At 43.5% G+C, this 12,223-nt stretch carries 17 protein-coding genes and 2 other annotated features; all 17 genes read left to right on the top strand.

Translation table 11 applies throughout. The annotated features are described in order from the left end of the window. Positions 1-37 precede the first annotated feature (37 nt). Positions 38-721, top strand: a complete 684-nt coding sequence (ispD, locus tag N1I80_RS00930; protein ID WP_340739937.1) for a 2-C-methyl-D-erythritol 4-phosphate cytidylyltransferase — start codon at positions 38-40, stop codon at positions 719-721. Positions 722-839: 118 nt separating this feature from the next. Then, complete coding sequence (gene ispF / locus N1I80_RS00935) at positions 840-1,319, top strand: 2-C-methyl-D-erythritol 2,4-cyclodiphosphate synthase (RefSeq protein WP_340736118.1); 480 nt, start codon at positions 840-842, stop codon at positions 1,317-1,319. A gap of 70 nt (positions 1,320-1,389) precedes the next feature. Next, positions 1,390-2,850 (top strand): glutamate--tRNA ligase, encoded by a 1,461-nt coding sequence (gene gltX / locus N1I80_RS00940; protein ID WP_340736119.1) that lies wholly within the window; start codon positions 1,390-1,392, stop codon positions 2,848-2,850. Between the two features lie 76 nt (positions 2,851-2,926). Continuing rightward, positions 2,927-3,142, top strand: a binding site (T-box leader). A 57-nt stretch (positions 3,143-3,199) separates the two neighbouring features. After that, a complete protein-coding gene (cysE, locus tag N1I80_RS00945; RefSeq protein WP_340736120.1) occupies positions 3,200-3,862 on the top strand; it encodes a serine O-acetyltransferase in 663 nt (220 codons plus the stop codon). Beyond that, on the top strand, positions 3,859-5,259 hold the full coding sequence (cysS, locus tag N1I80_RS00950; protein WP_340736121.1) for a cysteine--tRNA ligase: 1,401 nt from the start codon (positions 3,859-3,861) through the stop codon (positions 5,257-5,259). Before cysE ends, cysS begins: the two co-directional genes overlap by 4 nt. Before the next feature lie 5 nt (positions 5,260-5,264). After that, a complete protein-coding gene (locus N1I80_RS00955; protein WP_340736122.1) occupies positions 5,265-5,687 on the top strand; it encodes a Mini-ribonuclease 3 in 423 nt (140 codons plus the stop codon). After that, a complete protein-coding gene (gene rlmB, locus N1I80_RS00960; protein WP_340736123.1) occupies positions 5,684-6,442 on the top strand; it encodes a 23S rRNA (guanosine(2251)-2'-O)-methyltransferase RlmB in 759 nt (252 codons plus the stop codon). Before N1I80_RS00955 ends, rlmB begins: the two co-directional genes overlap by 4 nt. Continuing rightward, entirely contained in the window at positions 6,439-6,954 is a 516-nt protein-coding gene (locus tag N1I80_RS00965) for an NYN domain-containing protein (protein ID WP_340736124.1), read from the top strand. The genes rlmB and N1I80_RS00965 overlap by 4 nt, the downstream gene beginning before the upstream one ends. A 101-nt stretch (positions 6,955-7,055) precedes the next feature. Continuing rightward, positions 7,056-7,676: an RNA polymerase sporulation sigma factor SigH gene (gene sigH, locus N1I80_RS00970; RefSeq protein ID WP_445683679.1), complete on the top strand. Its 621-nt coding sequence runs from the start codon at positions 7,056-7,058 to the stop codon at positions 7,674-7,676. 80 nt (positions 7,677-7,756) lie between these two features. Continuing rightward, positions 7,757-7,906: a 50S ribosomal protein L33 gene (gene rpmG, locus N1I80_RS00975; RefSeq protein ID WP_340736126.1), complete on the top strand. Its 150-nt coding sequence runs from the start codon at positions 7,757-7,759 to the stop codon at positions 7,904-7,906. 52 nt (positions 7,907-7,958) lie between these two features. After that, positions 7,959-8,144: a preprotein translocase subunit SecE gene (gene secE / locus N1I80_RS00980; RefSeq protein WP_318616162.1), complete on the top strand. Its 186-nt coding sequence runs from the start codon at positions 7,959-7,961 to the stop codon at positions 8,142-8,144. Positions 8,145-8,317: 173 nt separating this feature from the next. After that, the gene (nusG, locus tag N1I80_RS00985) at positions 8,318-8,851 is read left to right on the top strand and encodes a transcription termination/antitermination protein NusG (RefSeq protein WP_340739938.1); all 534 of its coding nucleotides are present in this window, start codon (positions 8,318-8,320) and stop codon (positions 8,849-8,851) included. A 170-nt stretch (positions 8,852-9,021) separates the two neighbouring features. Continuing rightward, the gene (gene rplK / locus N1I80_RS00990; protein WP_203247863.1) at positions 9,022-9,447 is read left to right on the top strand and encodes a 50S ribosomal protein L11; all 426 of its coding nucleotides are present in this window, start codon (positions 9,022-9,024) and stop codon (positions 9,445-9,447) included. Positions 9,448-9,591: 144 nt separating this feature from the next. Beyond that, on the top strand, positions 9,592-10,293 hold the full coding sequence (rplA, locus tag N1I80_RS00995) for a 50S ribosomal protein L1 (protein ID WP_340736127.1): 702 nt from the start codon (positions 9,592-9,594) through the stop codon (positions 10,291-10,293). 42 nt (positions 10,294-10,335) lie between these two features. Beyond that, positions 10,336-10,483: a sequence feature (ribosomal protein L10 leader region), on the top strand. 33 nt (positions 10,484-10,516) lie between these two features. Further along, the gene (rplJ, locus tag N1I80_RS01000) at positions 10,517-11,017 is read left to right on the top strand and encodes a 50S ribosomal protein L10 (protein ID WP_340736128.1); all 501 of its coding nucleotides are present in this window, start codon (positions 10,517-10,519) and stop codon (positions 11,015-11,017) included. A 67-nt stretch (positions 11,018-11,084) separates the two neighbouring features. Beyond that, on the top strand, positions 11,085-11,450 hold the full coding sequence (gene rplL / locus N1I80_RS01005; protein WP_212391562.1) for a 50S ribosomal protein L7/L12: 366 nt from the start codon (positions 11,085-11,087) through the stop codon (positions 11,448-11,450). Positions 11,451-11,549: 99 nt separating this feature from the next. Then, the gene (locus N1I80_RS01010) at positions 11,550-12,152 is read left to right on the top strand and encodes a class I SAM-dependent methyltransferase (protein WP_340736129.1); all 603 of its coding nucleotides are present in this window, start codon (positions 11,550-11,552) and stop codon (positions 12,150-12,152) included. Positions 12,153-12,223 lie beyond the last annotated feature (71 nt).

Raw genomic sequence — 12,223 nt, forward strand, 5'->3', positions numbered from 1 at the left:
AGTGATGGCAAGTAAAGAAAGAAGAGGAAGATTAGTCGTGAAGTATACAGTCATGATGCCGGCAGCTGGAAGCGGACAGCGGATGGGCGCCGGCTATAATAAACTTTTTTTAAAATTAGATGATAAGCCGATTCTTGCCCATACGCTTAATGTGTTCGAAGGGGATCCCGCGTGTGAAGGAATTATTCTGGCAGTGAAACCAGATGAACGGAGTGCTATCCAGTCTATGCTTGAGCAATATTCCATAACGAAGGTGAAAGCCATAGTAGATGGGGGAGGCGAGCGGCAAAATAGCGTTGCGGCTTGTATTCAAGCGTATAACGGCGATGGCATTGTCCTTGTCCATGACGCAGCTAGGCCATTCATTCGCCGCTCAGTCATCAATGAGCTTGTTAAGATTGCCGCTGAGTATGGTGCGGCAATTGCGGGAGTTCGAGCGAAAGATACGATGAAATTTGCTTCGGCGGGTGTAGTGAAAGAAACTGTGGATCGAGACAAGCTGTGGATTATCCAAACACCGCAGGCATTCCGTTATGCTTTATTACAAGAGGCTTCTACTAAGGCTGAGGCTGAGGGCTTTCTTGGTACGGATGAGTCGATGCTGATTGAACGGCTGGGGCATCCTGTGCGGGTTGTTGAAAGTACGTATGATAATGTTAAGATGACTACACAGGAAGATCTCGTGTTTGGCGAAATTTTATTGAAATCCAGCAGGATGTAAATAAAGCCTCCAGCGGATGTCACGGATTTTTTAGGGAAGTTTTTCGAGCTTGCACGAAAGAATCTGGACGCAATCACGCTGAGGCCTGATTGATTAAATAGACGGTAGGTGGAGAAAAATGATTCGAATTGGACAAGGATTTGATGTACATGAATTCGCGGAAGGACGTCCGCTTATTATTGGGGGCATCACAATTCCGCATGATAGAGGATTAACGGGGCATTCTGATGCGGATGTGTTGCTACATACAATTACCGATGCAGCACTTGGAGCGATCGGTGAAGGGGATATCGGGCGGCATTTCCCTGATACAGAAGCGGCGTTTAAAGATGCCGATTCCGCGGTGTTATTAGAAAAAATTTGGGCACTTGTAGAAGATAGAGGTTACAAATTGGGTAATATCGACTGTACAATTATGGCACAAAGGCCGAAAATGGCACCCCATATTGAAGAAATTCGTGAACGAGTTGCGCAATTGTTAAAAGCAGATGTCTCACAAGTGAATGTTAAGGCGACAACGACAGAGAAACTGGGCTTCGTAGGACGTGAAGAGGGTATCGCCTCGATGGCTACGATCTTGCTCGTCAAATCAAACTAGACGTAATTGATAACGATCTTAGCAAGTGGTAGAATGGCATGTAATCAAATGAGAACGGAGATGTACGAATATGACAACAGAAGTACGTGTACGCTATGCGCCAAGCCCAACTGGCCATTTACATATCGGTGGAGCGCGGACAGCGCTTTTCAACTATTTATTTGCCCGTCATCACGGTGGAAAATTCATTGTGCGGATTGAGGATACAGATACAGAACGTAATATCGAAGCTGGCGAGTTATCACAACTCGACAATTTGAAATGGTTAGGTATCGACTATGATGAGTCAGTCGATATCGGTGGTCCATACGGTCCTTATCGTCAAATGGAGCGCCTTGATATTTATACAAAGCATGCAAAAGAAATGCTGGATGGTGGACATGCTTATAAATGCTTCTGTACGACAGATGAGCTTGAAGTAGAGCGTGAAAAACAGAAGGCGTCTGGTATTGCTGCACCGATGTATGGTGGAGTTTGTCGTCATTTGACAGCTGCTGAAGTGGCGGAAAAGGAAGCTGCTGGCATTCCGCATACGATTCGTATGAGAGTACCAGAAAATGTTACGTACAACGTGGAGGACCTTGTTCGCGGTACAGTAGCTTTTGAATCGAAGGACATCGGTGACTGGGTACTTGTCAAAGCAAACGGGATTCCGACGTATAACTTCGCGGTTGTTTTTGATGATCATTATATGAAAATTTCTCATGTTTTCCGAGGCGAGGAGCATTTGACGAACACGCCGAAACAATTGATGATATTCGATGTGTTTGGATGGGAATATCCGCGTTACGGACATATGACGCTTATTGTCAACGAAGATCGCAAAAAGCTTTCAAAACGTGATGAGTCGATTATTCAATTCATCTCACAATATAAGGATCTTGGTTATTTACCACATGCGATGTTTAACTTCTTTGCTCTGCTTGGTTGGTCGCCGGGTGGGGAGGAGGAAATCTTCTCGCATGATGAGTTGGTAAAGCTATTCGACGAAAGCCGTTTGTCAAAATCGCCTTCTATGTTCGATAAACAGAAATTGACATGGATGAACAACCAATATATGAAACAGATGAGTCTGGATGATGTTGTTGACTTTGTCTTGCCGCATTTGCAAGCAGTAGGTCTTGTGAAAAAAGAAATGACAGAGCAAGAAAGTGCATGGGCACGTGATTTGATAGGCCTTTACCACGATCAACTCAGCTATGGTGCCGAAATTGTTGAGTTATCAGCCCAGTTCTTCACGGATGAACTCGAATACGATGAAGAATCTCAAGCTGTACTAGCTGGAGAGCAAATACCGGAAGTAATGACTTCGTTCAAAGGACATTTAGAAGCGCTTGAAACATTCGATGCAGATTCTATTAAAGGTGCTATTAAAGCTGTTCAGAAGGAAACGGGCCATAAAGGGAAAAACTTATTTATGCCAATTCGTGTTGTCACGACAGGACAAATGCATGGTCCTGAATTGCAGGCTTCGATTGCATTAATCGGGAAAGAGAAGTCGATCGCACGAGTTGCCAAATACACGGAATAATTGCATTGACTTTGAAGTGCGTGAGCATGTAAAATAAACGATTAACAGCTATGAGAGAAACATACTAAAATTATTATATAAACCTTTGATAAGGAGAAGTACATATTGCAAGCTCTTCAGAGAGGATCATCACCGGCTGTAAGTGATCCGTGCCGCTGCAATGTGGAAATGCACCTTTGAGTGCCGTGCCGAACGTGAGTAGGCCGGACGCATCGTCAGCGTTATGGACGTCAAGCGGGAAGGTATGAACCTTCCAAGCGGAGTGGAACCGCGCATTTAATGCGTCTCTGTCATTTTTGGCAGAGGCGTATTTTTTTATTTGGATTCAGCAGAAGGAGGAGGAGAAAAAATGTTTCGTATCATGAAAGAAGATATTCAGTGCATATTTGAACAAGATCCAGCAGCGCGTAGTACACTAGAGGTTGTGCTTACGTATTCGGGTTTACACGCGATTTGGTCTCATCGTATTGCGCACGCACTATACAAAAAGAAGCTATTATTTTTAGCGCGAATTGTGTCGCAAATTAGCCGTTTTTTTACAGGGATTGAGATTCATCCCGGTGCAACCATCGGACGCAGATTCTTTATTGACCATGGGATGGGTGTTGTCGTTGGAGAGACTTGTGAAATTGGTAACGATGTAACGATTTACCAAGGTGTGACGCTTGGTGGAACGGGTAAAGAAAAAGGAAAGCGTCATCCAACGCTTTGTGACAATGTGCTCGTTGCATCGGGTGCGAAGGTGCTTGGTTCGATAACGATTGGCGAAAATAGTAAAGTTGGGGCAGGGTCAGTTGTGCTTAAGGACGTTCCGGCAGATTCGACGGTGGTAGGTATCCCGGGGACGATTGTCATTACGAATGGCGTCAAAGTAAAAGGGAAGTATGACCATCAAGCGATGCCAGATCCAGTGGCCGATAAATGTAAAATGCTCGAAGACGAGCTTGATAAGTTGAAAGAACGACTTGTTGAAATAGAGAAATCCGCTGAAAAGGAAGGAAACTTATTATGACTATTCAAATTTATAATACACTTACACGAAGGAAAGAGCCCTTCATCCCGATGGAAGAAGGAAAAGTGAAGATGTATGTCTGTGGGCCGACTGTCTACAACTATATCCATATAGGAAATGCCCGTCCGGTTATTGTTTTCGACACGGTTCGACGCTATCTTGAATATCGTGGTTTTGATGTATCTTATGTGTCGAATTTCACAGACGTTGACGATAAAATTATTAAAGCAGCCAATGAATTAGGGGAAGAAGTCGGTGAGCTGACGGATCGGTTCATTAACGCTTATTTTGAAGACGTCGGGGCGCTTGGTTGCGGTAAGGCTGATGTGCACCCACGCGTCACGGATCATATTGAAGACATCGTCGAATTTGTGAAGGTACTAATCGATAAAGGATTTGCCTACGAGTCACAAGGAGACGTCTATTATCGTACGCAGAAATTTGAAGGGTACGGAAAGTTGTCCCAACAATCAACGGATGAGTTGAAAGTCGGAGCACGTATCGAGGAAGGTGTTAAGAAAGAAAACCCACTCGATTTTGCTTTGTGGAAAGCGGCTAAGGAAGGCGAAATTTCGTGGGAAAGCCCATGGGGGGTCGGACGTCCGGGTTGGCATATTGAATGTTCAGTGATGGCACGCGAGCATCTCGGTGATACGATTGACATCCACGCGGGTGGCCAAGATTTAACATTCCCCCATCACGAAAACGAAATTGCGCAATCTGAAGCGATGACAGGTAAGCAGTTTGCACGCTACTGGATGCATAATGGATATATTAATATTGACAATGAAAAAATGTCGAAATCACTGGGTAACTTTGTTCTTGTCAACGATATTCGCAAGCAGATTGATCCACAAGTGCTGCGGTTCTTTATATTATCTGTTCACTACAGACATCCGGTCAATTTCTCGCAAAATCTTGTTGAGGGAGCGGCGAACGGATTAGAGCGTATTCGTACAGCATACAACAATTTAGAACACCGATTGGGAGCGTCTGCAGATTTAGGTGATCAGCAAGATGTTTGGATGCACAAGGTGGATGAAATTAAACGGGACTTTGAATCATCTATGGATGACGACTTTAATACGGCTAACGCAATTGCAGCGATTTTCGAACTTGTGAAGTTAGCGAACGTCTATCTGTTAGAGAAGAATACACAGGCTAGCGTACTTGAGCATTTTATCGAGACATTTGATGGTTTGTTATCAGTTCTTGGGCTACCGCTCACGAGCGCGACTGATTTATTGGATGAAGATATTGAAGCGCTAATTGAAGAACGACTTGAAGCGCGTCGTACTCGAAATTTTAAGCGCTCAGATGATATCCGGGACGAATTGAAGGCAAAAGGAATTCTTTTGGAAGATACAGCGCAAGGTACACGCTGGAAGAGGGAGTAACTAGCATGTATAACTTGCGGGATATAGATGTTAAGCAATTAAACGCCCTAGCTCTTGCCTACATGGGGGATGCAGTATACGAGCAAGCTGTTCGTGAGCATCTCCTGCGTTCGGGGCGCGTGAAACCAAATGTGTTACATAAAGAAGCAACGAGTTATGTGTCTGCAAAATCACAGGCGGCAGTTGTGAAAATGATGCAACAATCAGGGTTTATGACAGAGGAAGAGGAAGCGGTCATGAGACGTGGTCGCAATGCCAAGTCGGGTTCAGTTCCTAAAAATACTGACGTTGTAACGTATAATTATAGTTCGGGATTTGAAGCGGTCGTTGGCTGGTTGTATTTGCTAGGTAGGACAGAGCGGGTAGCAGAATTTATAGGTGAATCGATTGCATTTATTGAAAAAATGAAGGAGGAGGGGAAATCATGACGGACATTGAAGCGGAATTGATTGGTGGAAAAAACCCTGTTGTTGAAGCATTACGGTCGGGTAGAGAGTTGAATAAGATTTGGATTGCTGAAGGACTGAACAAAAAAAGTATCGGAGAAATTCTGTCACTCGCAAAAGAAGCGGGTATTATTGTCCAAGCAGTGCCGAAGCAGAAATTGGATGGCATGTTGGATATGAATCATCAAGGGATTATTGCATCGGTTGCGGCCTATGAGTATGCAGAACTAGAAGATTTGTTCAACGTTGCGAAGGAGCGTGGAGAAGATCCATTCTTCATGATCCTTGATGAGCTTGAGGATCCTCACAATCTAGGGTCCATCTTACGGACAGCAGATGCGTCGGGAGCGCATGGCGTTATTATTCCGAAGCGTCGTGCTGTAGGTTTGACTGGGGTTGTAGCGAAGGCGTCAACAGGTGCGATTGAACATATCCCTGTCGTGCGTGTGAATAATCTCTCGCAGACAGTCGAGGAATTGAAAAAGCGCGGTGTCTGGATTGCGGGCACAGACGCCGCTAAATCAGTGGATTACAGGCTGATGGATGCTACCTTGCCGCTTGCAGTTATAATTGGTAGTGAAGGTAAGGGGATGTCACGTATTTTGAAGGAGAAGTGTGATTTTCTTTATCATTTGCCGATGGTAGGACAAGTTACGTCGCTAAATGCTTCTGTTGCGGCTTCCCTTCTCATGTATGAGGTATTACGCAAGCGGCAACCGCATAAGTCCGAAAGATGAAAACGGAAGTACTCCTCGTTGACGGTTATAACGTCATCGGTGCATGGCAGGAACTACGCCAAATAAAAGAAAAGCGGTTAGCAGATGCGCGTGACCGCCTCATTGAGAGAATGGCGGAATACAAGGCGCATACAGGGTGGCGTGTCATTATCGTTTTTGATGCACATCTTGTACCTGGAGTTGAAAAAAGGAAACGGCATCACGATGTTGAGGTCGTCTTTACTAGGAAAAATGAAACGGCCGACGAACGGATTGAAAAACTTGTCTCTGAATTGAGTGGCCGACGAGTCCAAATTCATGTGGCGACATCAGATCTGACGGAGCAATGGGTTATATTTGCGCAAGGTGCGCTCCGAAAATCATCTCGAGAATTAGAAATTGAAATCGATGAAATCGATAAAATTATTACGGGAAAAGTGAAGAAACTCCAAGAAGAGCGGCCGTTTTCAAAGATTCCATTAACGGATGAAGTTGCAGAAATATTTGAAAAATGGCGACGTGGAATGAAATGAACGGTTGACGCAAAAAAAATCCATACGGTATACTTGTTATATAATAGTGATAGCGAACCGGGGTGATCCATTTGGTGGAGAGGACATACGTTGAAGGTGGCATATCGGATTTCACAGGGTTATCTGACGGAGAGATCATTGCAATTATCCACGAAGGGAATACGGATGCACTTGATTTTCTTATTACGAAGTACCAATCCTTTGTCAGGTTGAAAGCGCGCTCATACTTTCTAATCGGTGGAGATCGGGAAGATATTATCCAAGAGGGCATGATTGGTCTATACAAAGCGATTCGGGATTTTAAAGAGGATCGATTAAGTTCGTTCAAGGCATTTGCAGAATTGTGCATTACGCGGCAAATCATTACGGCTATTAAAACCGCGACAAGGCAGAAGCATATCCCACTTAATACATCGGTATCGCTGGATAAGCCGGTGTTTGACGAAGAGTCTGACCGCACGTTGTTGGATGTACTTGCAGGGCCAGTTTTGGATGATCCTGAAGGTCTTATGATTCATAAGGAAGACTTTGTTCAGATGGAAGAAGAGATGAATAAAGTACTAAGCGGTCTTGAGAAGCAAGTGTTGGCACTTTATTTGGACGGGCAGTCCTATCAAGAGATTTCGGATGAGTTAAATAGACAAGTGAAGTCGGTAGACAACGCACTTCAGCGGATAAAGCGGAAGCTTGAGCGTTATATGCAAGTCGACGCAGTACGTTGAAGTCATATTTCCATCGTATTGACATCATTAAAATTAGATGGTACTCTTTAGCAAGACTATGAGTCGTATAGGGTGAGTAAATGTCTAAAAAAGTTATTTTAAGTTGCGATGCATGCGGATCACGAAATTATTCCGTACCAGCACAAAACAATAAGTCCACGGAACGGTTATCGCTTAAGAAGTTTTGCAGTCATTGCAATGAACATACAATGCATAAGCAGACGGCATGAAGTAGCTAGTCTGTTGGCAGTATCATATTTGTATTCGGGGGTTTACGGTATAATGGGCAAGTTAATCAGTTTTTTTAAAGACGTCGTCTCGGAAATGAGAAAAGTCAGCTGGCCGAAACGTAAAGAATTGACACGCTATACAATTGTTGTTCTTTCGACGGTGGTTTTTATGGCGGTGTACTTCGGACTCATCGACCTTGGCATTTCGCGAGTAATGGAATGGTATCTTGCGTTATAAGCATTATAAAAAGTAGTATGAATAAACACCTTGAAAAATATCCCGTCTGACAGTATGAACGGGTTTTTTCAATTGTCCAAACATTCGTTGGGAGTGACTGAATAGGTGTGTCGTGTTTTTCTTAAATTGTACGAAAAAGGAGGGGCGGACGTACAGTCCTCGTTATTATGGATATGGAGAAAAATTGGTATGTCGTCCATACGTATTCCGGTTATGAAAATAAGGTGAAAGCCAACTTGGAAAAACGTGTAGAAACGATGGGTATGCAAGATAAAATTTTCCGTGTCGTCATTCCTGAAGAGGAAGAAACGGATTTTAAAGATGGTAAGAAACGAGTAATGATGAAAAAGACATTCCCGGGTTACGTTTTGGTAGAAATTATCATGACGGATGATTCGTGGTATGTTGTACGGAATACGCCAGGAGTTACAGGGTTTATCGGTTCTTCAGGTGGAGGGGCTAAGCCGACACCGTTACTTCCTGAAGAAGTCACGTTCATCCTTAAACAGATGGGTGTGAAAGAAGGTAAGATCGAAGTCGATTATGTCATTGGTGAAATGGTTCAAGTACTTGAGGGGCCATTCGCACACTTCCAAGGTAAAGTGGAAGAGATTGATGGAGACAAAGGTAAGGTTAAGGTTACTGTTGATATGTTCGGCCGAGAGACCAAGATGGAACTTGACTTTGAGCAGGTTGAAAAACTATAGTCAATTGATGCTTGCGCATACCGTGTAATTATGGTATCATTTCAAAGGTCAGACTATGAACAAGTAATCTGAACGAATTAACCAAATTCTACCGGCGTAAGCCGGCAGGCACATATTGAGTGGGAGGGGTAACCCTATTACCACATCACGGACTTAAGGAGGTGTGTCTCGTGGCTAAAAAAGTTATTAAAGTTGTTAAATTGCAAATTCCTGCTGGAAAAGCGAACCCGGCTCCCCCAGTTGGACCGGCGTTAGGTCAAGCAGGTGTGAACATCATGGGATTCTGTAAAGAATTCAACGCGCGTACAGCTGATCAAGCAGGTCTAATTATTCCTGTTGTTATCTCTGTATTCGAGGACCGTTCATTCACATTCATTACAAAAACTCCACCGGCAGCAGTATTGCTGAAGGTTGCAGCTAATCTTCAAAAAGGTTCAGGTGAACCGAACAAAAAGAAAGTTGCTACTGTAAAACGCGATAAAGTTCGCGAAATTGCAGAAACAAAGATGCAAGATTTAAATGCAGCATCAGTTGAAGCAGCGATGGCAATGGTTGAAGGTACTGCACGCAGCATGGGTATCACGATCGAAGACTGATCTTCAAAGTCTTTTGAAGACTGATCTTGAACTTGTGAAGTGATGTTTCTTTGTAGTGGGGGTTGCGCTTGTTCTCAGGAACACGCAACCCTTATTCGTGGGAGGTTTAACCCGTTAAAACCACAATCGAGGAGGAAATTTTAAATGGCTAAAAGAGGTAAAAAATTCGCAGAAGCTGCAAAGCTTGTCGAGCGTATGAAAGCGTACGATGTGAACGAGGCAATCGAACTTGCGAAAAAAACAAGCACAGTTAATTTTGACGCGACAGTCGAAGTTGCATTCCGTCTTGGAATCGACACTCGTAAAAACGATCAGCAAATCCGTGGAGCAGTAGTGCTTCCAAACGGTACTGGTAAAACTCAACGTGTTCTAGTTTTCGCTAAAGGTGAAAAACTTAAAGAAGCTGAAGCTGCTGGTGCAGATTATGCTGGAGATGCAGAGTATATTACTAAAATCCAACAAGGTTGGTTCGATTTTGATGTTATCGTTGCTACACCTGACATGATGGGTGAAGTAGGTAAAATTGGTCGTGTTCTTGGACCAAAAGGACTTATGCCGAACCCGAAAACAGGCACAGTAACGTTTGATGTTACAAAAGCTATCGAAGAAATCAAGGCAGGTAAAGTTGAATACCGTGCAGACAAAGCTGGAATTATCCACGCTCCAATCGGAAAAGTTTCATTCGACAATGAGAAGCTTGTAGAAAACTTCTTAACTGTATTTGAAACAGTTCAAAAAGCAAAACCTGCATCAGCAAAAGGCACATACATGAAGTCTGTTAATGTGACATCTACAATGGGCCCTGCTGTTAAAATTGATCCTTCAAGTGTAGTTATTAAAAACTAATATTGACAAATAGATAGTCCTCTGGTAAGATGACTTTTGTTGTGAATATAACCATTTGTACCGTAGACAGTAGGTGCGGCTTGCCGCTTAAAATTCCTGCCGAGGACAAGACGCTCATTTATTTAAAAGATGACGACTTTTCTGCCCTCGTGTCTACGTTATGTAGATATGAGGGCTTTTTCATATCGGTATAAGTGACCCCAAATTTTTAGGAGGTGTCCAGATGAGCAAGATACTAGAAGCTAAACAAGCAGTGGTTGGTGAGATTTCTGATAAGTTAAAAGCGGCAGCGTCAGTTGTTGTTGTTGATTATCGTGGTCTTGATGTTAGCCAAGTTACAGAACTTCGTAAACAACTTCGTGAAGCGGGTATTGACTTTAAAGTCTACAAAAACTCAATGTCACGTCGTGCAGCTGAAGCTGTTGGACTTGAAGGGTTGAACGAAAGCCTTACAGGACCAAACGCAATTGCATTCTCGAACGAAGACGTTGTTGCTCCTGCAAAAATCCTTAACGATTTTGCGAAGCAAAACGACAAACTAGAAATCAAAGCCGGTATCATCGAAGGTGTAGTTTCATCAGCAGAAGATATCAAAGCGTTGGCGGAACTTCCATCACGCGACGGTCTACTTTCTATGCTACTCAGCGTACTTCAAGCTCCAATGCGCAACTTCGCGCTTGCAACAAAAGCTGTTGCAGAACAAAAAGAAGAACAAGGTGCTTAATACAGCATCTTGACGAAAAACTTGCAGGCTAAGCCTGACAAAAAACAACTATTAGGAGGAAAATATAATGACTAACGCACAAATCCTTGAAGCAATCAAAGAAATGACAGTTCTTGAACTAAACGACCTTGTAAAAGCAATCGAAGAAGAGTTCGGCGTAACAGCTGCAGCTCCAGTTGCAATGGCGGGTGGAGCTGGTGGTGGAGACGCTGCTGCTGAACAAACTGAATTCGACGTTGTTCTTGCATCTGCTGGAGACCAAAAAATCAAAGTTATCAAAGCTGTTCGCGAAATCACTGGCCTAGGCTTGAAAGAAGCGAAAGAAGTAGTTGATAACGCACCAAAAGCAATCAAAGAAGGCGCTTCTAAAGAAGAAGCAGAAGAAATGAAAGCTAAACTTGAAGAAGTTGGCGCAGTAATCGAACTTAAATAATTTTCTGAATAAATGAAGGGAAGCTCGTCGGCGAATACAGACGGGCTTTTCTTCGTTTTTTTATCTGGACGCAATTGATTATTCGAGAGGAGGACTGGCGTGTCTGAACATTATTACTCGAGAGATCCGAAGGTGAAAAGTGATCCGAAAGAGTGGTCCGCGGTATTACGTGGGCAAACACTTCGTTTCAAGACGGACGCTGGCGTATTCAGTAAAGGTGAAGTGGATTTTGGTTCACGACTTCTTGCTGAGGCTTTTGTTATGCCGGAATCAGAAGGGGCTATTTTGGACGTCGGTTGTGGTTATGGTCCAATCGGTTTGTCGATTGCCGCATCTTTTCCGGAACGGAGCATTCACATGATTGATGTGAATGAACGAGCACTCTCTCTTGCTGCGCATAATGCAAGGCAAAATGATATTGCGAATGCGAAAATCTATCCAAGTGATGCAATGTCCGCGGTTACAACAAAGGGGTTTGCCGCAATTTTGACGAATCCGCCAATCCGTGCAGGAAAAGAGACGGTATTCAATTTTTATGAGGGGGCTTTTATGCAACTTGCGGTGGGTGGCGAGCTATGGGTAGTCATTCAGAAGAAGCAAGGAGCACCTTCGACGATTGATCGCTTAGAAGAGCTTTTTGGTAACGTTGAGGTAGTTGTTAAAAAGAGGGGTTATTATATTTTGAGAGTCGAAAAGTATTGACTTAAAAGTGTCGGTATGATAATGTTGTAAAATGCATAAATTATTATAATGCGTACGTATGCCCATTTGTA

Source organism: Sporosarcina sp. FSL K6-3457 (genome assembly GCF_038007285.1).
Classification (GTDB): Bacteria; Bacillota; Bacilli; order Bacillales_A; family Planococcaceae; genus Sporosarcina.

Bases quoted from the DNA above. Each gene is read 5' to 3' on its own strand.
- ispF (WP_340736118.1), top strand. From the start codon at position 840: ATGATTCGAATTGGACAAGGATTTGATGTACATGAATTCGCGGAAGGA.
- gltX (WP_340736119.1), top strand. From the start codon at position 1,390: ATGACAACAGAAGTACGTGTACGCTATGCGCCAAGCCCAACTGGCCAT.
- cysE (WP_340736120.1), top strand. From the start codon at position 3,200: ATGTTTCGTATCATGAAAGAAGATATTCAGTGCATATTTGAACAAGAT.
- cysS (WP_340736121.1), top strand. From the start codon at position 3,859: ATGACTATTCAAATTTATAATACACTTACACGAAGGAAAGAGCCCTTC.
- N1I80_RS00955 (WP_340736122.1), top strand. From the start codon at position 5,265: ATGTATAACTTGCGGGATATAGATGTTAAGCAATTAAACGCCCTAGCT.
- rlmB (WP_340736123.1), top strand. From the start codon at position 5,684: ATGACGGACATTGAAGCGGAATTGATTGGTGGAAAAAACCCTGTTGTT.
- N1I80_RS00965 (WP_340736124.1), top strand. From the start codon at position 6,439: ATGAAAACGGAAGTACTCCTCGTTGACGGTTATAACGTCATCGGTGCA.
- rpmG (WP_340736126.1), top strand. From the start codon at position 7,757: ATGTCTAAAAAAGTTATTTTAAGTTGCGATGCATGCGGATCACGAAAT.
- secE (WP_318616162.1), top strand. From the start codon at position 7,959: ATGGGCAAGTTAATCAGTTTTTTTAAAGACGTCGTCTCGGAAATGAGA.
- nusG (WP_340739938.1), top strand. From the start codon at position 8,318: ATGGAGAAAAATTGGTATGTCGTCCATACGTATTCCGGTTATGAAAAT.
- rplA (WP_340736127.1), top strand. From the start codon at position 9,592: ATGGCTAAAAGAGGTAAAAAATTCGCAGAAGCTGCAAAGCTTGTCGAG.
- rplJ (WP_340736128.1), top strand. From the start codon at position 10,517: ATGAGCAAGATACTAGAAGCTAAACAAGCAGTGGTTGGTGAGATTTCT.
- rplL (WP_212391562.1), top strand. From the start codon at position 11,085: ATGACTAACGCACAAATCCTTGAAGCAATCAAAGAAATGACAGTTCTT.